At 37.0% G+C, this 26,816-nt stretch carries 28 protein-coding genes; 13 read left to right on the forward strand and 15 right to left on the reverse strand.

Going from position 1 to position 26,816, the window contains the following annotated elements; genetic code table 11:
• Positions 1–33: 33 nt before the first annotated feature.
• Both HS5_RS01780 and HS5_RS01785 read right to left on the reverse strand, forming a co-directional pair.
• Entirely contained in the window at positions 34–1,401 is a 1,368-nt protein-coding gene (locus HS5_RS01780; RefSeq protein WP_236752366.1) for an AAA family ATPase, read from the reverse strand.
• A gap of 39 nt (positions 1,402–1,440) precedes the next feature.
• Entirely contained in the window at positions 1,441–2,382 is a 942-nt protein-coding gene (locus tag HS5_RS01785; protein WP_236752367.1) for an FkbM family methyltransferase, read from the reverse strand.
• A 189-nt stretch (positions 2,383–2,571) separates the two neighbouring features.
• Between HS5_RS01785 and HS5_RS01790 the strand changes: the two genes are divergently transcribed.
• Together HS5_RS01790 and HS5_RS01795 are read left to right on the forward strand one after the other, a co-directional pair.
• Positions 2,572–3,054 (forward strand): hypothetical protein, encoded by a 483-nt coding sequence (locus tag HS5_RS01790; RefSeq protein WP_236752368.1) that lies wholly within the window; start codon positions 2,572–2,574, stop codon positions 3,052–3,054.
• A gap of 86 nt (positions 3,055–3,140) precedes the next feature.
• Positions 3,141–3,455 (forward strand): helix-turn-helix domain-containing protein, encoded by a 315-nt coding sequence (locus tag HS5_RS01795; RefSeq protein WP_236752369.1) that lies wholly within the window; start codon positions 3,141–3,143, stop codon positions 3,453–3,455.
• On the opposite strand, the gene HS5_RS01800 is transcribed toward HS5_RS01795, so the two are convergent.
• A complete protein-coding gene (locus tag HS5_RS01800) occupies positions 3,448–4,047 on the reverse strand; it encodes an MBL fold metallo-hydrolase (protein WP_236752370.1) in 600 nt (199 codons plus the stop codon). The genes HS5_RS01795 and HS5_RS01800 overlap by 8 nt on opposite strands.
• A gap of 120 nt (positions 4,048–4,167) precedes the next feature.
• Between HS5_RS01800 and HS5_RS01805 the strand changes: the two genes are divergently transcribed.
• Positions 4,168–4,653, forward strand: coding sequence for a PaREP1 family protein (locus HS5_RS01805; RefSeq protein ID WP_236752371.1), 486 nt, complete (start codon positions 4,168–4,170; stop codon positions 4,651–4,653).
• A 205-nt stretch (positions 4,654–4,858) separates the two neighbouring features.
• Here the strand turns inward: HS5_RS01805 and HS5_RS01810 are convergent, their stop codons facing one another.
• Complete coding sequence (locus HS5_RS01810; protein ID WP_236752372.1) at positions 4,859–5,020, reverse strand: hypothetical protein; 162 nt, start codon at positions 5,018–5,020, stop codon at positions 4,859–4,861.
• A gap of 78 nt (positions 5,021–5,098) precedes the next feature.
• Positions 5,099–5,311, reverse strand: coding sequence for a VapB-type antitoxin (locus HS5_RS01815; protein WP_236752373.1), 213 nt, complete (start codon positions 5,309–5,311; stop codon positions 5,099–5,101).
• Positions 5,312–5,538: 227 nt separating this feature from the next.
• On the opposite strand from HS5_RS01815, the gene HS5_RS01820 reads away from it, so the two are divergent.
• The 3 genes from HS5_RS01820 (at position 5,539) to HS5_RS01830 (ending at position 6,898) form a co-directional block, all read left to right on the forward strand.
• A complete protein-coding gene (locus HS5_RS01820; RefSeq protein ID WP_236752374.1) occupies positions 5,539–5,835 on the forward strand; it encodes a hypothetical protein in 297 nt (98 codons plus the stop codon).
• A 308-nt stretch (positions 5,836–6,143) separates the two neighbouring features.
• A complete protein-coding gene (locus HS5_RS01825; RefSeq protein WP_236752375.1) occupies positions 6,144–6,476 on the forward strand; it encodes a hypothetical protein in 333 nt (110 codons plus the stop codon).
• Between the two features lie 68 nt (positions 6,477–6,544).
• Positions 6,545–6,898 (forward strand): hypothetical protein, encoded by a 354-nt coding sequence (locus tag HS5_RS01830; RefSeq protein ID WP_236752376.1) that lies wholly within the window; start codon positions 6,545–6,547, stop codon positions 6,896–6,898.
• Between the two features lie 62 nt (positions 6,899–6,960).
• Here the strand turns inward: HS5_RS01830 and HS5_RS01835 are convergent, their stop codons facing one another.
• The 4 genes from HS5_RS01835 to HS5_RS01850 form a co-directional block, all read right to left on the reverse strand.
• A complete protein-coding gene (locus HS5_RS01835) occupies positions 6,961–7,122 on the reverse strand; it encodes a YHS domain-containing protein (protein WP_236752377.1) in 162 nt (53 codons plus the stop codon).
• 64 nt (positions 7,123–7,186) lie between these two features.
• Positions 7,187–7,540 carry a hypothetical protein gene (locus tag HS5_RS01840; protein WP_236752378.1) on the reverse strand — a complete coding sequence of 118 codons (354 nt, stop codon included), beginning with the start codon at positions 7,538–7,540 and terminating at the stop codon, positions 7,187–7,189.
• Between the two features lie 152 nt (positions 7,541–7,692).
• Positions 7,693–7,995 (reverse strand): hypothetical protein, encoded by a 303-nt coding sequence (locus tag HS5_RS01845; protein WP_346729574.1) that lies wholly within the window; start codon positions 7,993–7,995, stop codon positions 7,693–7,695.
• Between the two features lie 242 nt (positions 7,996–8,237).
• On the reverse strand, positions 8,238–9,047 hold the full coding sequence (locus HS5_RS01850; RefSeq protein ID WP_236752380.1) for a CAP domain-containing protein: 810 nt from the start codon (positions 9,045–9,047) through the stop codon (positions 8,238–8,240).
• Between the two features lie 571 nt (positions 9,048–9,618).
• Between HS5_RS01850 and HS5_RS01855 the strand changes: the two genes are divergently transcribed.
• The 3 genes from HS5_RS01855 to HS5_RS01865 all read left to right on the forward strand — a co-directional run bounded on the left by HS5_RS01855 (position 9,619) and on the right by HS5_RS01865 (position 14,182).
• Positions 9,619–11,868, forward strand: coding sequence for a DUF4352 domain-containing protein (locus HS5_RS01855; RefSeq protein ID WP_236752381.1), 2,250 nt, complete (start codon positions 9,619–9,621; stop codon positions 11,866–11,868).
• Between the two features lie 803 nt (positions 11,869–12,671).
• Positions 12,672–12,875 (forward strand): hypothetical protein, encoded by a 204-nt coding sequence (locus HS5_RS01860; protein WP_236752382.1) that lies wholly within the window; start codon positions 12,672–12,674, stop codon positions 12,873–12,875.
• Between the two features lie 158 nt (positions 12,876–13,033).
• Positions 13,034–14,182 (forward strand): hypothetical protein, encoded by a 1,149-nt coding sequence (locus HS5_RS01865; RefSeq protein ID WP_236752383.1) that lies wholly within the window; start codon positions 13,034–13,036, stop codon positions 14,180–14,182.
• Positions 14,183–15,058: 876 nt separating this feature from the next.
• Here HS5_RS01865 and HS5_RS01870 read toward each other — a convergent pair.
• Together HS5_RS01870 and HS5_RS01875 are read right to left on the reverse strand one after the other, a co-directional pair.
• Positions 15,059–15,442, reverse strand: a complete 384-nt coding sequence (locus tag HS5_RS01870) for a type II toxin-antitoxin system VapC family toxin (RefSeq protein ID WP_236753617.1) — start codon at positions 15,440–15,442, stop codon at positions 15,059–15,061.
• On the reverse strand, positions 15,432–15,656 hold the full coding sequence (locus HS5_RS01875) for a type II toxin-antitoxin system CcdA family antitoxin (protein WP_236752384.1): 225 nt from the start codon (positions 15,654–15,656) through the stop codon (positions 15,432–15,434). The genes HS5_RS01870 and HS5_RS01875 overlap by 11 nt, the downstream gene beginning before the upstream one ends.
• A 360-nt stretch (positions 15,657–16,016) precedes the next feature.
• On the opposite strand from HS5_RS01875, the gene HS5_RS01880 reads away from it, so the two are divergent.
• The 4 genes from HS5_RS01880 (at position 16,017) to HS5_RS01895 (ending at position 20,950) form a co-directional block, all read left to right on the forward strand.
• Entirely contained in the window at positions 16,017–16,478 is a 462-nt protein-coding gene (locus HS5_RS01880) for a hypothetical protein (protein ID WP_236752385.1), read from the forward strand.
• A gap of 156 nt (positions 16,479–16,634) precedes the next feature.
• On the forward strand, positions 16,635–18,002 hold the full coding sequence (locus HS5_RS01885; protein WP_236752386.1) for an APC family permease: 1,368 nt from the start codon (positions 16,635–16,637) through the stop codon (positions 18,000–18,002).
• A gap of 862 nt (positions 18,003–18,864) precedes the next feature.
• Positions 18,865–19,590 (forward strand): hypothetical protein, encoded by a 726-nt coding sequence (locus HS5_RS01890; RefSeq protein ID WP_236752387.1) that lies wholly within the window; start codon positions 18,865–18,867, stop codon positions 19,588–19,590.
• Between the two features lie 268 nt (positions 19,591–19,858).
• The gene (locus HS5_RS01895) at positions 19,859–20,950 is read left to right on the forward strand and encodes a hypothetical protein (RefSeq protein WP_236752388.1); all 1,092 of its coding nucleotides are present in this window, start codon (positions 19,859–19,861) and stop codon (positions 20,948–20,950) included.
• Positions 20,951–21,509: 559 nt separating this feature from the next.
• On the opposite strand, the gene HS5_RS01900 is transcribed toward HS5_RS01895, so the two are convergent.
• The 4 genes from HS5_RS01900 to HS5_RS01915 all read right to left on the reverse strand — a co-directional run bounded on the left by HS5_RS01900 (position 21,510) and on the right by HS5_RS01915 (position 26,466).
• On the reverse strand, positions 21,510–23,342 hold the full coding sequence (locus HS5_RS01900) for a DEAD/DEAH box helicase (protein WP_236752389.1): 1,833 nt from the start codon (positions 23,340–23,342) through the stop codon (positions 21,510–21,512).
• A gap of 476 nt (positions 23,343–23,818) precedes the next feature.
• Positions 23,819–24,562 carry a hypothetical protein gene (locus tag HS5_RS01905; protein ID WP_236752390.1) on the reverse strand — a complete coding sequence of 248 codons (744 nt, stop codon included), beginning with the start codon at positions 24,560–24,562 and terminating at the stop codon, positions 23,819–23,821.
• A 221-nt stretch (positions 24,563–24,783) separates the two neighbouring features.
• Positions 24,784–25,485 (reverse strand): hypothetical protein, encoded by a 702-nt coding sequence (locus HS5_RS01910; protein WP_236752391.1) that lies wholly within the window; start codon positions 25,483–25,485, stop codon positions 24,784–24,786.
• A gap of 249 nt (positions 25,486–25,734) precedes the next feature.
• Complete coding sequence (locus HS5_RS01915; RefSeq protein WP_236752392.1) at positions 25,735–26,466, reverse strand: endo alpha-1,4 polygalactosaminidase; 732 nt, start codon at positions 26,464–26,466, stop codon at positions 25,735–25,737.
• Positions 26,467–26,816: the final 350 nt, after the last annotated feature.

Consider the following 26,816-nt stretch of genomic DNA (forward strand, 5'->3'; position numbering starts at 1 on the left):
TAATCTCAATGTCAAATTTGCCACTATTTAACTTCAGTGTGACCCACCAGAGCCCTTTAATACCCTATACCTTAAATCCTCGTACTCTGCAATATTAAGAGCCTCTTCAGAAGTCAATACCTCGTAATTCTCGTTAATCAAAATGAACCTAACATCGTCGGAGTTTTTACTAGCTAGGTAATAATAAACGTCACTGCTCTGGGTTGTAATCAGTATTAGTTCTGCGTCGAGCTTTAAAAGGAAATCGTAAAATGCTTTAAGAAGTTCTGGATGGAAGGCAAAACCCTCTAAGTCGTCAATTAATATAATCTTAGGTTGGTAAACTAAGTAAGAGATTACGAAATTTATCAAACTCCTATATCCGTAGCCTAATTCGTTAATTGAAATGTCTGTTTTATCCTTGAATAGAACTCTAATTCCGCTGGGAGAATTATATACGTAAAATATGTTTGGATCAAAATAACTCAACAAGTCAGTAACTTTCTTCAGTAACGAGGAGCTGACTTCCGGCACCTCGTCAGTAAGGTGGGAGTATATTAATATAACGTTAGCAATGAGATCGTTTTCTACCTTAGAGTCGGAAAACTTGCTTTTATAGTATTCATAGTTCAAGAAGAGTTCAGTTTCAGAAAATCCATCAGTTATTTTTCCTCTAAACTTCTTTATCTTATCCGCATTATTCCCTAGCATCGCCAAAGCCTCTAAGATTGAAGTCTTTCCAACGTTATTTTTGCCTATTATTACTCCAATTTTAATTTTAGGCAAGACCATTTTAAAGTCACTAAACCTCCTGAAGTTCCTTATTCTAATTCCTATGCCCAGTTTAGATAACCTTTCCGGTAAGCTTAATACATATTTTGCGTTAACGTAAGGGGAGTCGTAAACTCTGACGAACTTACCTTTACCGTGCTTGTAAATCCAAGTAGAGTACGAGTTTTCAGAAACCTTACTTATTGGAATTAATAAAGGATGAATTCCCACAGGTCTCCAAGAGTCCTTGTGTTCATACTCCAGCATTTCTCCAACGATAGTATTTTCACTAGTGTTAGACACCGGTCTGTGTTCAAAGTTTTGAGGAATAAAAGGGAAAGGATTCGCGTTTTTGAAAATTTCCTCCTTTTTCCCTTCTTTGTCAACATAATAAAATGGAATATCTCCAGCCCAAATTACTGTACCTCCCCTTTCCATGAATTTGAAGATTAAAGTTTCGCTTATTGGTCTTTTAGGATAGTCGTATAACGAATAAGGCATGACGTCAGTGCCGAAAATTAGGTAATCTCCTTCACCGTGAGAGTTTACCCAATCTTTCACTGAGTTATAATCTAGCACTGTATAGCCCGAGTGATTACAGACCTCATTAGTCCAGCTATATATTTTCCCGCAGTATACTGCAACTTCCATGATTATCTATTAGACAGGGAATATAAAAATGATATCGCCTTATACTGTTTTCTCGCAATAGAAGACTTCAACTCCTTTTGCAGTTTTTTCTCTTCTTTCACATCTGTACTTTTCTCCTTCCAACTTAGATATTAACTTCTTATTCTTTATTCCGGTTTTCCTTTCGTGAGCTTCAAACACTATTTTCTCGAAGTCTAATTGAGAATTTAGTATTATGTCTGCCTCACATCCTTCGCAATCCATCTTTAGTAGGTAAGGATCATTAATCATTTCACTTATCCTCTCGAGCGAATATACTGGGACTTTAACGTTTCCCTTACCAACAGAGGTATACGTTAAGGATTCCTCAAGCTTTACGTTAGACGATACTGCTATTTCTCCGTCCTTTGATCCTACTGCGGCATTAATTAATGTAACCTTGTCTTCTATGTTGTTTAATTTAATATTCTCTACAGCGAGAGAATACACGCTCGGTAGTGGCTCAAAGGAATATACGTGCTTAGCCCCTTTCAGTGCAAACCATAATGTTGAATCCCCAATATTTGCTCCTACGTCAACTACTTCCCTTCCATTAACCTCCACGTTGTAAGATTTAAGGCAAAAAACTTCAAAAACCGAAAGCAGGACTACTTTAAACTTGACATTGTATCTATTATTGTAAAATATGCCATCCGCCTTAACGAAACCGCAGGCTGACAAAATGGCAAGCAACCAAGAATCTTGAATTATCTCATTATTCTCGTAATACAGCTTTCCGTCTTTAAAGTGAAATTTTGATACATCAAAGCCTTTGGCTAAAAGATAAGGAATTGCTGCAATACAAGGTGAAGTACAGATTCCTTCTCCGTCATGTCTCAGTTTCGCTTTAATCATTTTTTCTTTTCTCAATTTTGCTAGCACTACTGAAATCCAGTTCGAGTACGCCTTTTTATAATAACTAATTTTCTCAAACATAACAGTTAAGGAGGAAGCGTTCCTCAAAAGGGAATTTCGCTCTCAAGAAACTCAATTTTTAAGTCTTTCCTTAATGAGGTGAGTGGAACTCCTCCTAGTTAAAATTCTTCGTAAAGTTTAGCGGGATTCCGCTAGTTTCATTATAAAAAACTTTAAAAAGACTTTTGAACGGACAAACTCATTACCTTTTAAGGAACTGCTTTCTAATTTATTATAATGATAAAGAAAAACGTCCTCATAGCACTGCTGGTAGGGCTGTTAGTAGCAGGTACAGCGTTCGGACTAGAAGATCTAACGGGATATTTAGCAAACCTTCAATTTTCAGTAAACAGTAATCCTGCAGTAGTTTACTCAACAAACATAAACTTAGGTACAATATATCCTAACGAGAGCGGAAGTTACTCTTCAACTGCAGTAATTAACGTTTACCACAGCGGAGTGTATATAATAAAGATTGTAAATAATTCTGTAATTCAAAACGTATTTGGTTGGTTTAATATAACAATAGGAATGCAGAATGGTACTGCACAAATGACATACCACATATTTGACGGAGAATATATATACTGCCCTTCAAATGTTACAGTCTATCTGAATTCAGGATCTTATAATGTATACATAACAGTCTATTACACAGTTCTGCCTAACCCGGAGATAATAAGCTACAACAGCCCTATAATTGCAGTGTATTATAAATAAGGTATTAGTTATTTTTTACCACCCCTTCTTTTTCCCTCTTTCCTTAAGATCATAAAAGATAAATATTGAAACGAGTAGATGATATTATGAATTGGATTCTCATTGCATTTGACGTCTCCCTAGGTATTATTGCATTTTTCGTAACCAAGGATTTACTGGACAGGAGGAACAAGAAAGTACAAACTGACGTGGTAGTAACTGAAGGGCTTAGTGAAAGAGATACTAAAGTTTTAGACGCAATAAAACAAGGTGCAAAAAACCTTTCAGAGGTAGTCAAAGTAACTGGATTACCTAAGTCTACAGCTTATAGGGCTGTTCAAAAATTAATGAAAGAAGGATATATTGCATTACGTAAGGAGAATGGAGAGTATGTATATTCTGTAAAGGAGGACTCTAAGTAACGCTTTTACCGTGAGATACATAAATACTTTTAGGTTTCAGTTCTTTAATCTTCTCTATGCTCTTCTGCAACTCCTCATAATTCTCGTAAATTGAAGGTGATTTTAATCCTCCCATTAGTGTGTCCCCAACGATTATAGAGTTAATTTCAGGAAGATAAATTGAGATAGAGTCGTCAGTGTGACCGGGAGTGTAAATTATCTCAACTCCAGGGAAGAATTCTCCCTCCTTTATCTCCTTTCCCTCAACTCCTTTAAACGGCTTCATTAAGAAAGGAGAAGCGACCTTAAACAGGATGGATAAGAGAGGAGAATGAACTTGGGGCTTCCTAACTTTACCTTCTCTTAAATAGGTAAGTCCGTTCCTGTAGATAAAGAATTCCTTTTCTCCCAGTTCTGATGCACCGCCTATATGGTCTATGTGAGAATGAGTAAAGATCACATACGATATCTTGTTAGGATCCTTTCCCATCTCCTTCAATTTCGAGATTATCATTTTACCACTCCCCGGAGTCCCAGCATCTACCAATATATCCTCCTTTCCTTCTATGAGGAAGGATTTGACAAAACGTAATTTAATCTCGTGAACTTTCATACGAGCATATTTTCTGGAAAGTTTAAAATCTTTTTATAATTCATACCAGATTATCGCTAACTACAGGGAGAAGACAATGCTTTAATGTGAATTTATATTCCTTGAAGAAAAGTAAAAATTATGCAGGAGTTGCCAAAGCCTTGGTTTGACATGTCAGGATATAAGAAGACTAGACTTTTAGAGGCTAAGTATGAGGCTGAGTTGGCTAAACGTTTCCTTGACGAAGGATTAATTAGAAACGCTGCAGGAAAGGCTTATCAAGCGTGGAAAGCATTAGTTGCTGCATATGCTGTAGATTATAGGGATAAACTACAGTCTATATTTACTGGGATAGTTAAGATAAAAGGAGGGAAGAAGGTAGACAAAGTTGATTGGATAATTGCTATAATGCCTACTACAACAATTAAGCTTGTATCACAAGTCATAGGTGGTGAAATAAACCTTTATACGAGCGTCGCACTATTAATCCATCAATACCAATATAACGGGCCGGATAAAGAGGGAATACTAAGTCCCTATCCAAGTGATGAGTCGGCAAAAAGTGATATTCTCTTGATCTTAGAAGAGGTAGAGAAGCTCTTGGGCAAATTTTCCGATTTATCGTAAATTTGTTTATATCTAATTTTTGTGTACAGCAGATTTTCATTTCTTCAGTTCTGATTTGACTCCAACTTCGTATTACTGTGGTACGGTTATGTATTTCTTAAGCTCGTCGCTAACTCTATTAAAAAATTTCAGATCTGTAGTTAAAAGCTTAGATTTTTCTCTCAATGTAAGATAAAGGAATGCTGAATCATAAAAAGGTAGTTTTTCATTTATTGCCAGCGTCAGCCATAAGATCCTTTAGACTAATTACATCGCAAGTATTTTCAATAAAGCTAATTGCATTACTTAATTGTTTTAATATAACTTCCTTATTATCTCCGAATAGGACTATCCTTTTCCATGCTATTTCGGCAAATGCTAAATCCAAACCTTTTGCTAGCGTTGTTTTTATTATTTGTGCGTTTTATCTGTAAATTATCCCTAATGAGGCTATCGCGGATGAATATCAACCTTCTCTGTCCTCTCTGATTAGCTCGGAGTTTTCTATTACCTTCATCTTTTTTAAGTTTTCAACGCTTTCCTCAACATACTTATTTATTAGTTCCTCTCTTACTTTCTCTTCAATAAACTTACTTATCTCCTTTTGCCAATCCACGTTTACGGAATCCATTAATTCCTTAAGTTTTTTAGGTATGCGTATACTATAAACGGTAGACACAATACGATATCTACCTAGTGGCTAAAATATCTTTCGAGGGGAGTCGCTAATATATGGTAATATTAATAAGAACTCAGCTTAACTCCTATTGAAATACTCAACAATGCTGAGTTATTAATGGTGAAGAGTAATGTGGGTTAATGAAAGGCTTAGTTATTCCCCACAACTACACGTAATATTAACTAAACCGGAGTTCTTTATACCTTTAACCTGGCATTTTCATTTATTTGAAAGAGGAACTACTCCGAGTTGCCTTCCTTTATCCCTATGATACTACCGAAAACGTAAAAGTGGGCGAAGCTTTACAAAAGTACAACCTTCACGTGTCAAATTCTAATGAAGGGCTTGTTTATTCATTGGATGAGCAAAGGGAGAGGATAAAGTACTCATTTATAGTATCTTCAGTTAGCGGTAGGAATGTAAATATAATGGCAGGAGTAGAGAAAAGAGGAATGTTCACGTCTGTACCGGTCGAGGCTGAACACTTGCTTTGGCACATTACGTCGGTCTTAAAGTCTTTATAATCTTAAGTAAATTGTCAATTTTGTATGTTTACCAGATAAGGAGTACCCATTGGGACAAAAATCCCCTGGATATAAACTATATTAAGCGGTTCTTAGAATTCTCATTTGTGAAATGGATAGAACATCTTATGAGTGATTATGCTGATAACCTTGAAGAAAAAGAATATTCTGAATAACTTATGGCGGTAAGTGGTTATATGTATCCAACAGTACTGGGATTTATAAAGTAAAAAATGAGGAACCTATTTTATACTATTTATGCTAGCCTTTCAGTTCGTAACCTTTTGATTAGTCTTCTTATTTCTATCATGACATGCTTCTTTATTTTTAGGTTCCTAAAATCACCCATACTCGTTGTAACTGTGACTGCATTATTATTAATAATAATGCCATCGATTCTGGGTAAGAAGGCTAAAAGGAAATTACCTAAAGGAGACTTAGTAGTCCCTTGGAGTGAAGTGAGGTCAATAAAAGTAGTCAATGAAAGTTCGAAAAAGGGTATAGCGGCTTACGTGCACTTAGGCGACTGGGTTATTGAAACCTTTTATGGTAATACTTTTGTTATACACAACGTTCCGGCCCCTTCATATAAGCTTGAACACATAAAGGAGAAATTCGGTCTAGCGATACTTACAAACTAAACAGGACAACGCTGTCAAAGTAACACTTCTCATAAACCTTTATAACCCGGAGAAAGAAAGAATAGCTTATGTCATCACCGATGCAAATAGAAGCAAAAAAGGTTGCTTCACTTTACGCAAGGTGGTTAAGGTTCCCTGAAGATGCATTATTTCACGGCGGTAGGGGTCCAGTAATGAAGATGTATGAAGCACTTAAGACTGCTAAGAGCAAGGAGGACATAAAGTCAATCCTAGACTTAACAAAATATGAAATGGAAAAACAAACATTTAACGACCTAACAAGGCTTGTAAACGAGATATTCAATAGAATACAGAACATGAGCGATCAGGACGCAGTAGCCTTTACACTAGAGGTATTCAGATACTTCCAAATAGCTTTGGCTACTAAATTAGAAGACGTAAAAAAAGGTTATTGGGCTTAATATTCCCTGACGAAATTTCTCATGTTCTGCAGCATTACAATACAAGAGATCGTGAATCCCTTTTATTGCTTATCACAGTGATAAACAAACCTTTCGGGGTTCTGTCTGAAAGTTAATTGGCATATTTCAGTATCGAAGTAGTAAATAATGCCGTTGTACATTTCCTTATATGGTGAACACTCAGCTTCAAAAAGCCTGTTGCAGACTGGACAAACGACTTTCATAAGGGAAAAAGGAAAAAGAAGTATATAAAATAAATAGTTGTAGTAAACGAATCTACTTGTGGAATTAGCCGAAGACTATTTTCCTCAGTTCAGCTTCCTTCTCATTGTAGTTCACGTACCTCTTATACTTAGCCTCTAAAAATACTTTAGAGGCAAAGCTCTTTACCTCCTTAGGACTGTAGCCTTTCGCGATCTTAATTATTTCCGAGCAGTTTTCTTCAACAGGTACGTTTATGAAGTCCATATAGTAAACTCCACCGTCCGCAACATAAAATCCTTCAATGTTCTCCTTTAACTTTAAAGAAAGGAGAAATGCTATAGAATGGGCTGTTTGTTCATCAAAGTGGTGTTTAATGCAGTTAATGTAAGAGGAAATTTTATATGAGGTGAAAGGCATCATGATTAAATACTTCTTCATCAAGGTTTATAATACATATAACTTAAAAATACTTCGAGAAATGGTGAACGATTTTCCTTCAATTTCACCTTTACATATAAAAATTCTTCCTCCCATAACAAGGAAAATTTAAGTTTGCATTTAATTAATAACGGAAAACATTGAAAACCGTTTTACGACAAGCTGTCTGAATTTAACCGAAAGTCCATCTGAAAATACCGTATAAAAGATCCGTCCTCATTTACCTTATCTCCTTTTCTCATCCTAAAACATTCATAGAGTTTCCTCCCTCCGAGGCTCGTTAAGAAGTCCCATTTATCTTCAGTAGTTATTATCATCTTTGCTCCTAAGTATCTTACGCTATATTTTATTATTTGTTCTGCACTACTCCTATCGAATGCTATTAAAGGCCCAAGAAATTTTCGGTACACTATTCCATACCCTCCTTTTTTATATAAGTTGACGTTAAACTTAATTTCAAATTAACGCTGGATTCAAAATTATAATGAAAATATATAGCTTAATATCTAAGCAAATTTAAGTATTTAACCGATACATCGCTTTGTGGAATACTTCAATTTTTATCAAAATTTACGTAAAACTTATCTTTAACACAACGTCTGATTTTGAATTTAAGAAAAATTAATTAGATTAACGAGTAAGAAAATAGAAGTACACAACAAAGCGCTGACGCATTATAGGATTAGTAGTGTCCTTATTAGAATCCTTTTATTGAATAAGTTAGTATATTGCACATTCCTATACGGGACTTCTGGACTTTAGGACTCCAGGTTATTCCTCTAGGGTCTTTAGCAGTAACCACTATAGTGTAAATCCCCTTCTCTATCTTCAAAGGGAACTCTACGTCGATGACTCCGTCCATCCTCCACTTGCTTGCAGTAATTGTGCTTACACCTTCAAAGTAATAATCTTTAGGAAGAACTCCAGCTATTAGCTTACCGTAATCGTAACTCCTCCTTTGCGTATAGGAAGGGCTGGGTTCATCATAAAAGATAAGGACTTTATCCGGTATCATGACGTTAACTTTTCCCTTCATCGAAAAAATTCCGTTAGTATATTTAGGAGAGTTCTCCCAGTTTATCCAGTCCGCAACCATTATAATATCGAGGAAGAGATACCTCTCGTCCCAAGCTATAGAGACGTCAGCGTAATTGAAACAAGGATCCAAGACGGAATCCCTATGCCCCCAGTCGCTATCCTCATCCTTATATACCATATTATAAATAAGTTGCTTAGCGCTTTTCAACGCTACTACACCGTCCTTAAAGTAAGGCAGATTTGAGCTGGTGAACCCTATGGACTCCTCAGCCCCGTAGTAGTTCCCGGTGGATGTGAAGTAATAAGTGGGAGGTCTCCCATCCCTGTCGTAGTGGCTGAAAAGCCTTTCCTTCAACATGTAGTTTACCCTTAAATTTGCCGTACCAGTATTAGCGTAATTGACAGGAGGTACTCCGTTTTCCCTCCTTAACTTATTGAGATAATCGACTAAACTCCTTGTAATAGACATGAGAAAATATTAAAGAGGAATGTTTAAGAGATTTTCCAAGTTTAGATCGAGAAGTTAGAAAACAGCTCTCTAGAAATATGTAGTGAAGCCAACAGTAACATGAAAACATTAAACGGTAACGAATGGGATTTAGTTTATACTTAGTCAAACTATGAAGGTCAAGGGCAAACCATTGGGCATTAATAACGCACCTACTCTATGAAACACTAGGAATCATATGCTCATACAGTATTGTTATATATACATCGCATTACCTTGACCTTTAAGGTCTAATCAAGTACAACGTAACGTTAAAAATATATAAGAAATACGTCTTATTAAATGGAAAAATTCTTTCTAGCAAGCCATAAGACTAAGAGGTAAAATTAAAAGTATTTATTAATTTGTGAGTAAATATCATTATTTTTTTAATAGTAAAGGAATTTCATTAAACTACTGCATAATACTCTTTTCGGTGAGACGGAAAGTAATGATTAGGAGTGTTAACTCATTTTATTTTTTTGTACAAATTAATAGAGTCTAAAAATTGCTGAATAGAAAAACTTTTTAAGCATTTCTGATATCCTTATCCATGAATAAATTACCTATTATTATAGGCGTGTTAGCAATAATTGTAGTTGGTGCTATATTAGGAATATTTTTAATATATCATCCATCAACTTCGCCTACTACGTCGCATAGCACTACTCCTACACCAACTTCTTCCTCTACTACCTCTCATGTAACTTCTGAAGTCTCATTGACAGTCTCAGACATTAACGCTACAGGAGTCGCAGAATATCAAGGGATTAATGAGCAGGCTTACATTGTTAACGTTTCAGTTACCAATAACCTACCTAGTGCTATTACAGTAAACCAGAATGAGTTCCAATTAAAGACATCGAGCTTACTATGCTCTCCTAAAGGATTTTCAACGTATTCTTCGCGCTTCTCTTATAAACTTTTACCTGGTAACAAGATAAATATTACAATTCCGTTCATCATACCTAAGGGATCCGTACCAGAATGTATAGTGTTCTCAAACTCTACACTTTTAGTTCACGTATCAACTCCTTTCCCAACGCCTTATAAGGCAATATCAGTAATCAAATTACATGAGCTTTCTAATGACACAGAGTTATTTGCGTCTACCACTAGCCATAGTACATTATTTTTAAGTGGAAAAGAGATTACGACTATAACAGTATACTCAAATCACTCATCAATCCCAGTAGAAGTATTTTCTGCAGTAACAAACCAGTCTCACTTCAAAGTTTACCTTAAACCGACGTACTTAAATCCTGGAGGAACCGAAACTGCTACCTTGGAGATAATACCGACTTCAAACACCTTAAGTTATTACTGTAACTTGTATGTAACTTTACTTGACAGGACTAACGTCTCAGTCGAGCTAACCGGCTGTTTAATTAATGCTGCTCCGCTCACAAAGTTATGCAATGTTGAAGGCTATAAGTACTTCTTAGCTAACGTTTCAGTCTCATACTTTTCAGGAAATAGCTTCGACCTAAAGCCATTCGATTTCTACATTTTAACAAGTGACGGAACTTTCCGGAACTGTTATTCTTGCAATAGAGTATTACCATCCTATATTTACGATCTTTCCGAATACATGTTAAATGCTACTACAATAACTAAGGGCGTTTCAGTCCACGGTATGTTAGTATTTAAGGTCCCAGAAAGCGCAGTTCCTACAAAGATAGTGTATAAGGATTTCTCAGGCCAAACGCTGTTCTTTGTCCCAGTGTCTCAGCCAGTTAAAAACCTTATTTACATAGCACATGTCTACATAAACTTTCAAACGAAGATCCCATATTACTCTCCAGGCATTTGTATTAATACTTTTAAGTTCTCCGGAGAAGAATGTACTTTTACGTACTCGTTCCACAATGGATGTTCAATACCTTTAAACATTTCAAGTATTGTAGGAGTGTCTCCCTCGTATTTCAGGATAATTAGTTCTAATGCAAGCAATTTGATAATACCTAGTTGCGCTACAGGCTACTTCAGGATAACCTTTCAGTACCCTAATGAAAGCTATATAGGAGACTTAAATATTACGATCAGACTATCGGTAGCGCATCTCCTATCCTTTACAGTGTTGAACTACACTTTAGATCACGCATCGGCCTGCAGGCAGAGTAATAACAACATGAAATATGTAGTGTATAAAATTCAAATGAAATACTTCGGTCCCGGTAAAATGGGCTTGTGTGCAAACGACTTTATATTAGTTACTACTGAAGGAAACTATACTCTAAATAGAGACTGTGACCTAATTCCTTACAACTGCTTCCTATCTGAACAGTCTTTAACAAGCGGTGAAGTAATTTGCGGTTACGTAAGCTTCCTAATACCGCAGTCTGCAACCCCTATGAAGTTATTATATGTAGATTACTGTTGCATGGGTAATGCTAACATTACGCTGGTACCTTACTTAGCGTCTTATATCCAGTATATATGCCTAGTTGGTCCATGTGGTATTGGAGTTACCAATCATTATTTAGGTAGTTACTATTATGGGTGCTCTGTGATTAATATTACATTTAGTCTTTACTGTGGAGGTAACATATTAGAGGTTACGGGAGTCGGATCTTCGCAATACTTTACTGTAATTGCTCACGGGCCTTTTGAGGCAACTACTTACATACATAGTTGGATAGAATTAAAGTTGCATAATGTAAGCGTGGATACTAACATTTATATAATAATTAAAAGAATCAGCAATAGTGGAAGCCCTGCCCATGCATCACATGAGAATTCTACATCTATAGCTGAATTACTGAATATAGGTATTTTAGATAGGAGAGCAGTTCCAATTTAAATTTTCTTTTTAAACTCTTTAAGATACCTCTATTTTTTATATCAAAAAATTCAATTTCTTTGATCTCAAAGTTGAAAAGCAAGTGATTAGATTAATTCAAGCTTTCTTTGTGAATTTGCTTTGTTTCTATAAATAGAGAAAATATTGTGATTTTAGTTGTCAAATGCTCTTTCATAATGCGATAATTCATGAATACCTCTCTTTTCTATAATTCTCTATTGTTCCAATATGCAATGTAGACTGAATCTGCCCAAGGATTATACTGAGATTGATTTTCTGCAGTCATCTTATTTGATAATTTATATAATGTTATGTCAGAAGATAATATATTTGTACTCCCCTAAAATAATCATTATTCAATAGCGTTCTCTATCTAGCTTAAATCGTAATACCTATAACTTCCAAGAGGTAGTACTTAATCACCCTCTAATTCCCTTACCACCGCTGTAGCGATGTCAATTATCAGTTAAAAAAGATATTTCCATTTATGCTAATAATTTCGCTAACGAATATCGAATAGGATCGGTGCACTAGAGCGTACTCTGTTAAAACTATATAAGAAAAATTCCCTTACTAACTGAAAATCTTTTCTAATAAGCACTAAAAAGTAAAATTAAAGGTATTTATTAATTCATGAATAAATATCATAATTTTTATGGTGAGGAATTCGTTAAACTATTATTGAGAAGAAAAAGTAAACTTAACTAAATACAGTTTATAATAAAATTAATTCCTTGGATAAATTAATGGATCTAAAATGTTAAATCGAAAAACTTTTAAACCATCTTTAATTATCATTATTAATGAATAAAATATCTATTATAATAGGCGTAATAGCGGTAATAGTAGTTGGTGCTATACTTGGGATATTTCTAATATACCATTCAACAACCCACTCAACATCTACAAAAGCACCGCTCACCACTTCTCCATCACCCACTACTACACCTCCTACCACTACCCCTCCGAAATCCCACGTAACTGGCGCAGTTTCATTAACTGTCTGACATTAACGCTACTGGTGTTGCAGAAGCTGAAGGTATTAGTGAGCAAGCATACATAGTGAACGTTACAATTACTAACAACTTACCCGAGCCAATATTATTGGGAAATAATATTTATAATATGGACAATTTTAAAATCTAGGTATAAATCTATAATGTAGATGGTCAGACTTATCATTATAACATTATTATTTCTCTTCCTTTCCCTTGCACTTATTCCGCAAGGCTACTCTTACGGCTATGAGTTTGGTTACGTTGAAACTAACGGTATACAAGCCATTGTTAGCCTCTACAACTTGTCAGTGAATTCCTTGTACTGGGTGTCTATACAGCAGAACGTATGCCTAAACTTTAACGGGACAAGCATTTTCGTTCAGAACGTAATACAGCCTTACCTACACTTGAGGCACGGCTACGAGATAGCGTGGCAGACCAGCTTATATTACGACGGCTCTTACCACATACACACTTTTACCTACTTAGAAGGGACTACTTTCAACATAACTACAGCCTGGAGCAACACAAGTTGCAAGCTTATAATTGACTTTTACATCTCTAACGGGAGTGTAACTGAAAACTATACCTGCGTACTGGTGGGGAAGTTCATTGACGTCATCTATAACGGTTACAGTACAGGGACTGTCGTTGTAGGTTACGCTTGTGGAGAAACAGCATATCTAGGTAAAGGCTTTAACGTCTCCATTGAGGAGTTCTACAAATACGACGGGAGGTGGTACGTCCCCCCAATAGCTTACAGTGGTTACCCAAATACTGGAGAGAGTGCATTCTGCGGTTGTACATATTACTATGACGGAAAGGCGTGGGTAGTCTACGGGCACGGAGGAGTTAAACAACTGTATAACTTCAGTGTGGTAATAGTCAATAACACAGTGTATACTTTCCCCAGGGGTAGCCTGTGGTTAGTCAACGGAAAGCCTTTTGTTAATTGCACAAAGTGTTTTGGAGTAATCAACCCTTTCTCCTATTTCAACTACTCATTCTTTCCCAAAAAGGAGATCTTATTATGTTTCCACAATTGTACTGAGGTCGATGGCGTGAAGGGGAGAGTATTTTACTTACCTTTCCCTGAGGAGGTTTACTTGAACGAAGACGGAAAATGCGTTAGCCTTTTCGTTAACAAGAACATAACAGCGAATCTGAGTTGTACATCTTCTAGCTCAGTCAATATGACCCACTCAACTAAGGAGCTTGGAGAGAGCGAAAGTCGTAACGGAATCGGTTTCGAAAACGTTATCATAATTTTCGCTGTCTTTTTAATAATAGCAGTAATATTAAGGAGAAAAAGGTAAACTAAACAATTCAAATTTGCGAGTTCTCTCTATAAAAAATATTACTATTACACTCGTCAAACATATTTTAGTCAGTGTTTTATACTTGGTTAGTCCTTAAAGGTCAAAGTAATGTAGTATATATATGTAACAACACTATCTGACATATGATTCCTACTATTTCACAGAGTTATATGCGTTGTGAACTGTCCCGTGTTTACCCTTGACCTTCAGGGTCTGACTAAGTATAACTTCCAGGTTACTCTTTGCCTTTAGAGGTTGGCTTAGTATAAAGTAAAACGTTTAATTTAATGAAGGGTCTTTTTCATAATGTAAAGGGATAGCTTAGGATAAAAGCGGGGTGAAAGCGGTAAGTACCTAAAGTCAGAGTGTGGATAATAATTTCATTCATTTACAATTTATTCAAAACATCTTAAATCACTTCTTTGTGCACTTTGATTCTACAATAAGAATTTATATATAGATTAAAATTATCACTCCTTGCTTTATTTACGAATAGATCTAGTTATGAGCCGAATTTATAACTTATATCAAGCTAACAAAACTGTTATCCACACTCTAAAGTTATATATGCTTCGTGAGGTTGTTCAATTTTTATCAAATCTAGTTAAACTCACGTTTAATTAACGCCGATTTAGAATTTAATAAAAACTGATGAGTTTAACACCTAAAGAAATAGAAGTAACCCACAAAGCAACCGCGAGTTCTTTAACTCAAATACGTGTATGGAGTTCTTCGTAAGAGAGCTACTGCAGTTAACTCACCCTTGATAGATTAACTCCTCCATCATAGTAAGGAAGGTGTTAAAAATGGAATGAGAACGGTATTCTTCGTATAAAATTATCTATCTTCACAATAGCACCATGAATCCCTTTTTCATTCAATAAAGTCCTTAAAAGAAATGGCATTAGCTTTCTTTATTAGATCCTTATCCTCTGACACCAAGGTAAGGTTATTAACTTTAGCAGAATATACGTAAGACGCGTCGTAAAAAGTCAGCCCCATATTTACAGCCACCTTCATTACCTCATTAGCTGGAGGGTTACTTAACACCTTCAACTTCTCCATAAACTTTTGAAATAGCGAAGAAAGAGTAAAGGGGTCTTTAACCCTTCTGTGAATGTAAGACTCTTTCCATACTGCGTTACCTACTTCATAAAAGGTAAGGGGAAGTATGTAAACCTCACTTACGTCGATACTATCAACGTAATTTAAGAGGGGATATATTGATGAGGCGTCTAAAAGAAACTTACCTCTTATTCCTCTCTTCCCTTATCGCTTCAACCCACTCTTCTTCACTTACGTCCTTCATTAATTCCTTAATTTTCATTGCAAGTTCCTTGATCTCCTCCTTTTCCTTCTCCTTAATTGCTTCTTCAAGTGCCTTCTCAACCACTTCCCTAATGTCTATTCCTAATTGCTCAGCCTTTTCCTTAAGTTCCTTCCTGACCCTTACGCTCAATACTGTTGACATGATTTGGTATACGTAAAATTCGTATATAAGAATCACGTATAAGAAGTTATGCTAAATAAATTCCCAAACTATTTATTAGATCAAGAGCGTAATAGCAGGGCGCGAGTGAAGAACCTTTAGGCATTAGATCTTGTCCTTAAGTCGCTAAGCTATAGCGTAGAGCCATTCGAGTTCATAACTGCTTTTTGCTAAGCTGAACTTACAACGTTGTAGGAATCCAACCCATTTTGCTAAGCCAAGTCCTTAAGTCGTAATTGTCCTAAACTAACTTGGAAAAAATTTATTATTAAAAAACTAAGAGTTTAAATTATAAACAGCCTAGCTAAACTTGGTCTTATATTACTTATTACAGGGTTAGCAGTGGGGGTAATAGGATATGCAATCATGGCTTACTCCTCTTATGCCTTCATAGCTAGGCTCTCACCACCACCTATGAAAGAAGTCCAGTTAAAACCAAATTCCTCTATAGTTATACATTATGTCGCAAACGGCAGTACGGTTAAGTTCTATTTTACTCCAAAACAAGGAGTAAAGGTTGTCGGAATTTCATCTTTGGCAGGAAGTCACGTTAATATTACGGGGCGTATATTACTCCCTTCTCACAGCGGGAACATAATAATAAACAAGACAAATAAGACCGTGCTCATCTCTTACGCACTTGAGTACGCCCCTGCAAGTTGTTACAACCGCTTTAGCTCTCCAAACTTTGTCATATCCACGGTTATACACGTAATATCTTTAGGTTTAACTTTCATGCTTGCAGGAGTATTATTCATATCGGGAGTAGTACTGACGATAATAGGGCTCATAAAAAGACAATGAGGTTAAAGCAGGCTTAATTAAAACTGACGGTCATTACTTAAGGGCATCATAGCGTTATAGAATATTTTAATTTTTATTATTGGAAAAATACTGATTAATGTGCTTAATTGTGCACTTTCTGATTAATTTTAAATTATTGACATCACTCAATAGCTTATGACCGGCCTAGAAAAAGGGGTCGTAGGCTTCAGAGAACTTTTAGGACAGTCAATAGCTTTAATCGCACCTCTAGGAGCAGTAGCAGCTACGTTAACTGGAGCAGCACAGTTCGCTTTAGGTTCCCTACCTCTCTCTTATTTAATAGGAATTTTTGGAGTACTGTTCTGGATAAATGTACCTTACCAGTTCTCCAGAAAAATAGGCAGTGCAGGAGGGTTCTACGAGTTTACGGAAAAAGGGATAGGAAAAAGGTTCGGAATCTTTACCGGTTACCTCTACCTGTTCTCCTATTTTAACGTAATTACAAACTCTATAATATTCGTAGGAGGGGTTTTCATACCCTCAATGCTGAGCCAGTTCTTCGGAATTACTCTTCCCTCACTAATATGGATACCAATAATGCTAGTCTTCTTAGGTTTAATAACTACCTTAGCTTACCTTGGAATTAGGCCTTCTCTTCGTTATAGTTTAATAACTTCAATAATTGAAATAGCCCTCCTCATAATCTTTTCCTTAATAATCATCGTAAAGGCAGGGCCTAGAAACACTTTAGAACCTTTTACTCCAACGCCTGCAGGAGGTTGGGCACCAGTATTTGAAGGTATGATCCTCGCAATATTCTCAATGTCAGGTTCCTCAGGAGCAGTATACATAGCTGAGGAAACAAAGAATCCCTTAAGTGACGTTAAAAAGGCTGTGCTTATAAGCTTCCTAATTACCGGAGTAGTCTTCGTACTAACTTCATACGCAATGGTAATAGGGTGGGGGATAAACAATATGCAGACCTTTGCACCCTCAGGAGTTCCTGGATTAATACTTGCAGAGAAATACGTAGGACCAGCATTCGTAGCAATACTCCTAGCTTTTATCTTAAACAGTTTCTTCGCAGGGTCTTTAGCTCCACTAAATTCTACCTCAAGGTTACTTTACGCCTTAGGAAGAGACAACGTAGCTCCAAAATACGTTTCAAAGGTTCATGAAAAGTTTAAGAGCCCTTCAAACGCTATTCTAGTGCTGGGAGTAATTTCCGGGGCAGTATCTTTAGTTACAGGGTTAATAATGAGTCCCTTCTACGGCTTCCTGTTCTTAATTAACATGTCAGCAATTTCATTATTCATAGGTCACATGTTAGGAGACGTAGCACTACCGTTCTTCTATAAGAAGATAAGGGAATTCAACGTAGTTTACCACTTAGTAGCCCCTGTAGTCTCATTCATTATATTAATATTTGGAATATATTACAGCTTCTATCCACCAACATACCCAATTAACTACTCAGCAATAGCTACTGCAGTCTACGCCGTAGGAGTCTTAGCCTTCATATTCACAAGGAAAAATTGGAGTGAAAATAAAAGTAAGCTGTGAATATTCAAGTACAAATAAAAGCTAATTACCTTTTTTAAATTCTGGTTAGGACATCAAGTGATAAGTCAATGGGTAATAAACGCTAGCACTTCTATTGAAAAAGCTTATTATTGCGTGTAGAGATATCCCCACATTGTCGGCGTAGTAAAAATAGGTTTTGTGCTTATTATAGGATTAATGATGGACATGGTAGATTATTTACTTATGCATACGCTCGCGAGGACGTCAGCAATGCGTCATTACAAAAAGTATCCGCCTCAATAGTTATCCACTACGTAGCAAACGGTAGCTTGGTAGAGTTTCGTACCAAAGCCTGAGTAAAAGTTGTTGGCTTTCCAGTCAATTATTCCGTGTCAGGTTATACTTCCCACAGTGGGGACATTACTGTAATAAATAACTCCAGCAAGCCGGTGACGTTTTGTTACACACTTAAGTATATCCCAGAAAATCCTAAGTCATTAATTTTCCCGTAACTCCAGCAGACGTAATGTTTCCCTTTCTATTTTCAATTTCAGGACTGGTTTTAGCAGTAGCAGGAATAGCGTTAATGGTATACAAAAAGTGACGAGCTTAAGAGATGTAGTATTCACTGCAACTTCCTATTCTTGATTTGTCTTGGTTGTAACTGGAAAAGCATTTTGTTTAATTTACAAGCATACTAGTTATTAAATTAGACGTAGCGTTAAAAGTTTACGTTAACTCTGATAAAAATTGAAGTATTTTAGTAACTGATACAGTATTAGAATCATAGAATAAGATAATTGTACTAAATATGCTCCTGCAATGCCTTATAATTTTCCTAGCCTTATTAGATAGTAAAAAATAAAAATGTCCTATTGAAATTATATCGTATGATAGCGAAATGAAGGGCTTAACTCCACTCTTATGCTCTCCATTCAGGCTTAAAGCTTGGAAGTTTGCCATTGACCTTCTAAATAGAGGCGAGTTAAGTCCCGACGATTTAAGGCAGTATGTAAATTGCTTTAAGGAAATGTTATCTTCTCCAGAAGCTTGGGAGCTAATCCCCGCTTTATTGGATAAGGGAATATTGGATTTATCTAAAGAAGAAAAAACGATTTTACTTAATTTCCTCTCTGATGAAGACGAGCATAAGCGATTAATTGCCTGGAATTTGGTTCCTATTTTTGTTGATAAGAGTATCGTTACTACTGATGAAGTGAGAAGAAGAAAAGCCGACTTCCTTTCTCTCCTAATTTCGTCAGACAGGAAACTTTGTTTGAAAAGCTGGAACCTCGTTATCGCTCTTATGGAGAGAGGAGTAATAGATAAAAGTGACGTAGACCAATTTTTATCTTTCCTAACATGCCTCGATCACTTAGTTAGGTCAAAGGCTTGGAATTGTGTTTTACTCTTAATAAATAAGGGAATAATAGACAAATCTTATTCACAGTATTTCCTGTCTCTCTTATCTTATGAACGACTGAGCATAAGGTTAGACGCCTGGAAGCACGTCCCAGAGCTTATGGATAAGAAAATAATTTCAGCAGAAAAGGTGAGAAAACTTGTAGACAATGTAAAAATTAGCAATGAGATAATAAATGAGCTCAAAAATAGGGGAATTATTTAGCCTCCGTGAATGAACTCACTTCTACAAAATGGAGACACGGCGTCTCCTCTAGATAACAGCATACTGTGCACTCCTTTATTGTAATAAAGATTTTCATACCCCTAGGCTCAAGAGAACTAGTTAATCTACAGCCATATGTTAGTCCGTAATTATTACATAATTATGATCTTAATTCCTCATTTTGTTCAATTGATTTATCTTAGTTAAGAACTGAAATTATAAAGCATTAACTATCAAAGCTTATAATTTTCTAAAGGAGAGTAACCATGTGGCAGTAAAATTTTATTCCCACGAGTTCAAGCTCTTTCTAGTAGGCATCCTAGCTTTACTTTCCGTGTATTACCTACCCCAATATTATTTACCTATAAGGATAAAGGTACTGGGGCTACTTTGTAATTACCTTTTAGAAATAGTGTTAAACCTCATCCTTTACTCCCTCGGGATCTCTTTGGTTACATACTGGTTATTCAAAGGAGACGAGCCCGGGAAGTATTACATCATATGGTATTGGGCAATATTCATAAATTACTATTTTCTCCACGTCTACCTATTGCCTTACAACGTGTATTTAGGAGTCTTATCTGCACTACTCTTCTCAGCATTTCCAACAATTACCATGTGGGCAGTAAGGATAAAAAGGCCTCCAGTAGACTCATTGCCAACTTCACAACTATGGGCAGGTAGCGTAATGTTCTCGGTCGTCATCTTACTCTCCTTGTATACTGGGGTAGAAATAAAGGAGTTCCTTTACCTCTCAGCGGTTGGTTTACTCCTCTCCTTCTTTGCTGTAGGTACTGAGGCTAAGATGGTTAACCTCTCCTTAATACCTATGCTAGCGATAGCGTTTTATTACACCTACCAAGTAATCCTTGATACTACCGTGTGCACTGCGTTACTCCTTTTCGCTGTTTCCTTCCTCGTCTTTTTGGCTTCAATGAAGCCAGCCTTTGGAGTAGACGTAATGACTGGGGAAATAACCCCTATAGGAGTCGTTACCTCGAGGTACTTTTCCCTCATGTTGCCGGTAGTAATAACTTTAGCCTGGTACTTTATTTACGAGTTAGCAAAAGTATTCATACCGGGGTATATCTCGCCGGTAAATGTTGAAGACTTCCCGTTAGTCTTCCTGCCGATAATAGTGGGCAACGTGGTAGTTGACTACTTGAGGGGGAGAGAATTCGACAAATACTACGTGACCGGGATAATAGGAGGAGTCGGAATGGCAGACGGGTTGTGGTTGGACTTAGTTGGAGTATTAACTTACTACTTGACAGTAGACAACTTCGGCTTCATCCACGGTACTATAATATACTTCATTTATGTTATACCTATAGTTGTTATATTAACGAGGCTTGCTTAAGCCTTTATGTTTTTACAAGATACACACTTACAGTGGTTTTTTTCTCTATACTTTTACAGCTTTTCTCTCTCTAGGTCTAATGTCTTGTTTTTGTATGGGTCAGCCACTGGCTCTCCCCTTTTATGGCCGAGCTTTTAATGAGGCTAGACTTAAATAATACCCCGTCACCTCCGTCCTTAAAGCCCAAAACTTTTAATGAGGTAAGACTCAATATGAAGCTGAGCACAGCGACATTAAGACTTCAACGCTGTAATCTAACTGCTATACCGCACTCCCAATAAGGTTGAACTATAGTCTTTCTCATAGTAAATGCGAAGGGTAAATAATTTTATCCGCATGGGGCATATCTTACCGCTTTCATTATATGATCAACTTTTAACACCTTAAGGTAAGGTTAGTCCTTTGCAACTATTATGAAAAAGACTATAAGAAGAACTGGATAGCTTTGTGACGCTAGCTCGTTAGTATTTTGGAAAAGTTCTTAGACTTTAACCTAGTTACATCCTTTGTCTAAGGCTATAAACTTTCTGAAAGCACTAGCGTGTTTACCTACGTCTATTCAAATGAAAGCTAAGCAATACTTATCGCTATTCTTGACCCCTATTGCCCTAGCAGTACTAATGAGTATATCAGAAAGTTTTACGTCGTTTACGACTAAGAAGAGCTGTCTGCCTAGCTCTACTGGGTTCCCCTCTTCGTCCTCAAATTTACAGCCCAACAGTTCCAAAAAAGTTGTGGAAACTACCTTATTCACAAGGCCCTCAAGCTTCTTCTGGTCGCAACTAGCTATTACCGTAGACTTCCCTATGCCATTCAACAAAAACTTACAGTCCTTTACAGCAAAGGAGAAGTTCCTCATTATAGTACCTAGGTCTACTTTCCCCTCCGTGTTACCTAACTTGTAAACCACTTGAGGTCCGGTAAACCTGAAATAGTATAGCAAAGAAAGGGAAGATAAGTCGCCTATGTAAGGTACCTCCTTTTCCCACTTATCCCTCTTCATCTTATGCCCCGTCAGTCTCTCATAGATTGCCATTGCGGAGTTCAAGAGTAGGAACTCCCTAAAGCTCTGGTCACCGTAATTTATTTCCCTAATTGAAGGGTAAGTCTTCATTATCCAGGTGACGAACTCCTCGTAAGTCATTTCCGTCTTCTCTACTTTAACCTCTGGGAGAACTAAGTCAATCCTGCATTCCTCCATTTTCCTCCCAACCCTTCCGACTGCTTGAATTGCAGCCTCAGAAAAGAACCTCGTAATTAGCCCGTAGGAGACGTTAGGGTAATCTACGCCTTGGGTTATCGCAGAACTGCCAACTACAAAGGTGTCGTCTTCATCGCAATACTCTCCCTTTATTGAGGTCTTACAAACAAAGCTTGAACCGAACCTCTCGTGTAAAGCCTTTGCCACCTCTAATGCTTGAGAGACCTTATCAACTACAATAATCCCCCTCTGCTTCTTCTCCTTAAGCTCCTTATAAACGTCGTCTAGGAAGCCTTCGTTGATGAGGTCGGGGATTTTGTCACCTGCATTAACGAAACGGGAGAGCTTTGTTTTACCGCTACTTTCGACAAATATTAACCTGACCTTAGCCCTCCCTCTGACAAGCACTTCCCCCCTTCCAGCTGTTATCCTCTTAAAGTGAAAGTTATCTCCTAACTCCGCCTTAAGTCCTTCTTCTATCTTCCTTATTTTCTCCTCTGAAGGGGTAGCTGAAGAGAGTATCAAAGAAAAGTCGTGGTCGTGGATCCTCTTTATTATCTTCAAAGTGACTATGAGTGAGGAAAGCTGGTAATTATCGTAAAGGTGGAACTCATCAGCGAAGACCATATCACCTTTAAATAAGTTGAGGAAGAGGCTCAACCTTTTCACTATTTCACTCCTCCTTATGTCAACTTTTAACAGTTCGTCGACCTTTGGGTTACCGTAAATTACCGCCAAAGCCGTGTGAGAAGGATAAGTAAGCATTTGATTATAAATATGGAAAGAGTCAGGGGTTGTGAAAACGATTTTCCTATCGACGCCTTCCAAGACGTCAAGGTTAATTTCCTTCCCCCTAACTAGAGAGGCACTGAACTTGATCAAAGCTAACTTCTCCTTCCCTTCCACCTTGACTATTTTAATGAAATCGTCTGAGTACTCAGCTTCCTTAAATAGAGAAGATACGCTTCTGTACTGGTCTTCCAGTAGTTCGAGGACTGGGTAAAGCCCAACTGAGTGTTTAGAGAGGAGGAGTGAAAAAGTCTTCCCGGAACCGGTAGGAGTTTGGAGTACGACTTTCTCCCTCTTTTCTATTGCGTCCTTAACTTCCTCCTGGAACTTCCTCAGCTTAAAGCTGAGGTATTCGCTTGAACCCCCTTCTACAGTGACCTTATCGACGTTAATTGTTAGCACGGGTAATTAGTGTCGTTTCTGAGTAAAAACTTTTACCCGTCGGGCTCACGAGGGGGGCTATGATAGGCCTCCAGCTTTTACCATGACCGCCTCATATTCTCAGATGCTAAGTGTTTTATTCCTTCCTTATTTCAACGACAGTGTTACTTTAAGAAGAGAATTAACAATACTCACTTTTATTCCTTCCTTTTGGTTAGACTCTGCACTAAGCTGAGCAATAGACTGTTTTTACGCTACTATACGTATTTCATGAAAGTAAGTTGACGACGTTATTTCCATAGTTAACGAGTGTTCGAAAGGAACGAAAAGGGCCTAAAAGTTAATTTTATTGGTTTTTATATAGTATTATAAACTGGTCTTTATTTTTATGATATGAATAAGGACAATACGTCATCGAGGACAGTGTGCAGTCCTCCCATCGGGGAAATTAAGACTAGACTTTTAGGAATGAGTGTGGGAAAGTGTATTCCTTTTATTTATACTATTAAAACTCCTAACCCCTTAGCGTAACCCCTTACAGTCTTACTTATTTTAGAACCAGTTAATACGGGATAAACTTCTTTTCCTCCTAACTCTTCTTTCAACACCTTCGCCTTATTGAGCAAATCGTCAACGTCACCGACCTCAGCCCTTATTTTAACCTCTACTGCATAAACTTTCCCGGAAGTCTCGACGACTGCGTCAATTTCCCCTAAAGAAGTCTCATAATGCCTATAAACGCTCACGACCTTCTCGCCGTTGCTTTCTAAATAATCAACAAAATTCTTAACGTAAACTTCCTCTGTCAATAGCCCTAAATCGCTCCTAGTCGCCTCGACTTTCCTATCAACTTCCTTAATTTTATTCTCAAGACTTGTTTTAACGCTTTGAATTTCAGCCTTAAGCTCTTGTTTAATCTTTTCGTCGTTAGCGAGGAGATCCTGCTTTACCCTCTCGTCGTTAGCCAGGAGTTCCTGCTTGATTTTTTCGTCATTAACAAGAAGCTCTTGTTTAATTTTCTCGTCATTAGCGAGGAGCTCTTCCCTAGTTTTCCTTATTTCGTCCCTCAAGTTTCTTTCAACCTCTCCTAACCTCTTATCAACGTAATCGTAAAGGACAAGGTTAGAAGCATAATTAGAGATAATTTGGGTTTCTAAGGCATTAAGTTCCTTCCCTGCCTTTATCTTTTCCGCAATGCTGTTAACATAGTCATTAAACCATTTCCTTACCTCCTCTGACATAATAGTAATTTAGAGAAGAAAATTATAAACGTTTCACTTACCTAGAGAAAAAGAGGTGTGCGAAAGTTAGACATAGAATGTCAGCTATGTGCTTTGTTGGACTCTTCAATTTCCTTAGGTGTTAATCTTGTTAATTTTTTAAAAATTCAAAATCAGACGTTAAATTAAATGTAAGTTTTACGTGAATTTTAATAAAAATTGAAATATTCTACAAAGCACTATTATTCACCTTCTGCAGTTATCGTTACTACTTGCCCGTTATTGAGGACTAAGTCTAAGTTATACGACTGCCCTGCTACTACGCAAATATTCCCTAGGTTTACTGAAATACTGTTAACCCCGGGGTGTAACTGGACTTCCGCGGGGATTTCAGTGTTTCCGAATTCTACAGCAATAAGGTCAACGTTAATGTTTGACGAGATTTTAGCATATAGTTCCCAAGTGCCGTTATTTAATTTAACAAGGGCTCCCTCACCCACTCCATACACGTGATTGCAAATATAACAACCGCACAGTTTTCCATATAACGTTACTTTTTGTCCATCATTTAAGCATAGGGTTATGGGGATCTCAGACAGACCGCTCAAGACGCTACTATTACTAGGTATATAAATTACTAGAAAATTAGTTCCAGGAGATAACATTATATTAACGCTATCGTTCTCCAGCTTTTGCCCGTTAATTTCAACGTAAGCCGAAGTGACTTTTACGGCACTGCTCGAGTTTAGTCCAATGCCGAACTGGTAATACTCCGGGCTGTAATAATATATTTTGGCGTCGCCCACTTGAGTAATTTTAGTCTGTTGGCTACTAATAGGAGAATAACTTGAAGAAGAACCGTGAGGTAATAGTAAGACTACTGCTACCGCTATGACTACAATTGCTACAATTAATCCCACAATAGGTAAAACTTTACTCTGCATAGGTTTTTGAAAGCTTAGCAAATTTTAAGCTTTACTTTAAGTGGACAACAATGAACTTCAAAAGATGCTTAATGAGTATATTTTAAGCTTTACTTTAAGCTGTTCATCGATGCCATGATAAGAATGCCCGCATGTATATTTTAAGCCTTACTTTAAGTTTGCTAAAATATCAAGACAAAACATGTCCCTATTTAGGTAATCAACTTCAGTAACTTTTAGATAGACGAAAGGAATCGTCTCAAGTAAAGGCTAGTTTGCAATATTCTGCAACCATATTACACAAAGATCCCAATTACTTACAAAGCTTGGAATACCTTCAGAGTTAGCAAGTGACTTCACAGTTTTCCAATAAATGTCCCCAGGATTATTAGCATAACCTAAGGCTAATATAGTCAAGTTATAGCCTTTAAGAATCTGAGTCTCCTCAATGACACAAGTAGAGTTAGTAAACGAAATCTCCCCGGGCGAGACAACTTCAGTACCATAGTCCTCGAATAGTACGAAGTTTATCATATCCGAAACATTGCCTATTATAGCAAATCCCCTATTTATGCCTATTATAGCTTGATGATAATGAGTTCTTGTCCAATTAATAACAGAAATAATCCCTTGGGCTGTGCAAGGGTATTGTTCTACAACGTCTACATCGTCGAACATTACTCCCTGAAAACCCATGGCCATTACTGTTACGACTTGTGATTCAATGTAGTTCTCCCAAGCTGGAGAAGAGACATTTACAATGTATTGGTCCCACTGTTGGTCATATCCTATTATCACATTTGCAGGAGGTGTGACATTTCCTAGGCTCATGTTAGCCAACTCTCCTAAATCCAGATATGCTATTTTGACCGCTTTGATCTGCTCCAATTCTGACGAATTAATTTGTGTGGGGTCTATGATTACCCACGAGAAGTCATTCAACTCTTGAATTGCTGTCGAGTTTATGGGTCCATAATACACTGCAAAAGACAGATTCCCCACTTTAAGACACTTCACATGGGACAACGAGGACGTAGAACAAGTAGAAATGGGATTGATGCAACCTGATTTATGACTAGAAGGGAGATGGAAGTATAATAAGGCTATGAATATCAAGATTAAGGTAAGGACTGATAAGGAGAGTAATTCTGACCTATTCATTGAGAACCTATACGAAAAGTGCATAATAAGTCTTACAAGTAATCTAAGTCTAGATAACAACTTTGTGGAATTCAATTTTTATCAAAGTTAACGCAAAACTTACTTTTAATGCAACGTTTGATTTTGAATTTAAGAAAAGTCAACGAACTAGCACCTAAAGAAATTGAAGTGCACAACAAATCACTAGATCA

This window comes from Acidianus sp. HS-5 (assembly GCF_021655615.1).
GTDB lineage: Archaea > Thermoproteota > Thermoprotei_A > Sulfolobales > Sulfolobaceae > Acidianus.

Coding starts and splice junctions, on each gene's coding strand:
- HS5_RS01905 (WP_236752390.1), bottom strand. CDS start 24,562: ATGTCAGAGGAGGTAAGGAAATGGTTTAATGACTATGTTAACAGCATT.
- HS5_RS01840 (WP_236752378.1), bottom strand. CDS start 7,540: ATGAAGAAGTATTTAATCATGATGCCTTTCACCTCATATAAAATTTCC.
- HS5_RS01860 (WP_236752382.1), top strand. CDS start 12,672: ATGAATAAAATATCTATTATAATAGGCGTAATAGCGGTAATAGTAGTT.
- HS5_RS01890 (WP_236752387.1), top strand. CDS start 18,865: ATGAAGGGCTTAACTCCACTCTTATGCTCTCCATTCAGGCTTAAAGCT.
- HS5_RS01875 (WP_236752384.1), bottom strand. CDS start 15,656: ATGTCAACAGTATTGAGCGTAAGGGTCAGGAAGGAACTTAAGGAAAAG.
- HS5_RS01835 (WP_236752377.1), bottom strand. CDS start 7,122: ATGAAAGTCGTTTGTCCAGTCTGCAACAGGCTTTTTGAAGCTGAGTGT.
- HS5_RS01830 (WP_236752376.1), top strand. CDS start 6,545: ATGTCATCACCGATGCAAATAGAAGCAAAAAAGGTTGCTTCACTTTAC.
- HS5_RS01780 (WP_236752366.1), bottom strand. CDS start 1,401: ATGGAAGTTGCAGTATACTGCGGGAAAATATATAGCTGGACTAATGAG.
- HS5_RS01850 (WP_236752380.1), bottom strand. CDS start 9,047: ATGTCTATTACAAGGAGTTTAGTCGATTATCTCAATAAGTTAAGGAGG.
- HS5_RS01800 (WP_236752370.1), bottom strand. CDS start 4,047: ATGAAAGTTCACGAGATTAAATTACGTTTTGTCAAATCCTTCCTCATA.
- HS5_RS01865 (WP_236752383.1), top strand. CDS start 13,034: ATGGTCAGACTTATCATTATAACATTATTATTTCTCTTCCTTTCCCTT.
- HS5_RS01855 (WP_236752381.1), top strand. CDS start 9,619: ATGAATAAATTACCTATTATTATAGGCGTGTTAGCAATAATTGTAGTT.
- HS5_RS01825 (WP_236752375.1), top strand. CDS start 6,144: ATGACATGCTTCTTTATTTTTAGGTTCCTAAAATCACCCATACTCGTT.
- HS5_RS01790 (WP_236752368.1), top strand. CDS start 2,572: ATGATAAAGAAAAACGTCCTCATAGCACTGCTGGTAGGGCTGTTAGTA.
- HS5_RS01795 (WP_236752369.1), top strand. CDS start 3,141: ATGAATTGGATTCTCATTGCATTTGACGTCTCCCTAGGTATTATTGCA.
- HS5_RS01910 (WP_236752391.1), bottom strand. CDS start 25,485: ATGCAGAGTAAAGTTTTACCTATTGTGGGATTAATTGTAGCAATTGTA.
- HS5_RS01885 (WP_236752386.1), top strand. CDS start 16,635: ATGACCGGCCTAGAAAAAGGGGTCGTAGGCTTCAGAGAACTTTTAGGA.
- HS5_RS01805 (WP_236752371.1), top strand. CDS start 4,168: ATGCAGGAGTTGCCAAAGCCTTGGTTTGACATGTCAGGATATAAGAAG.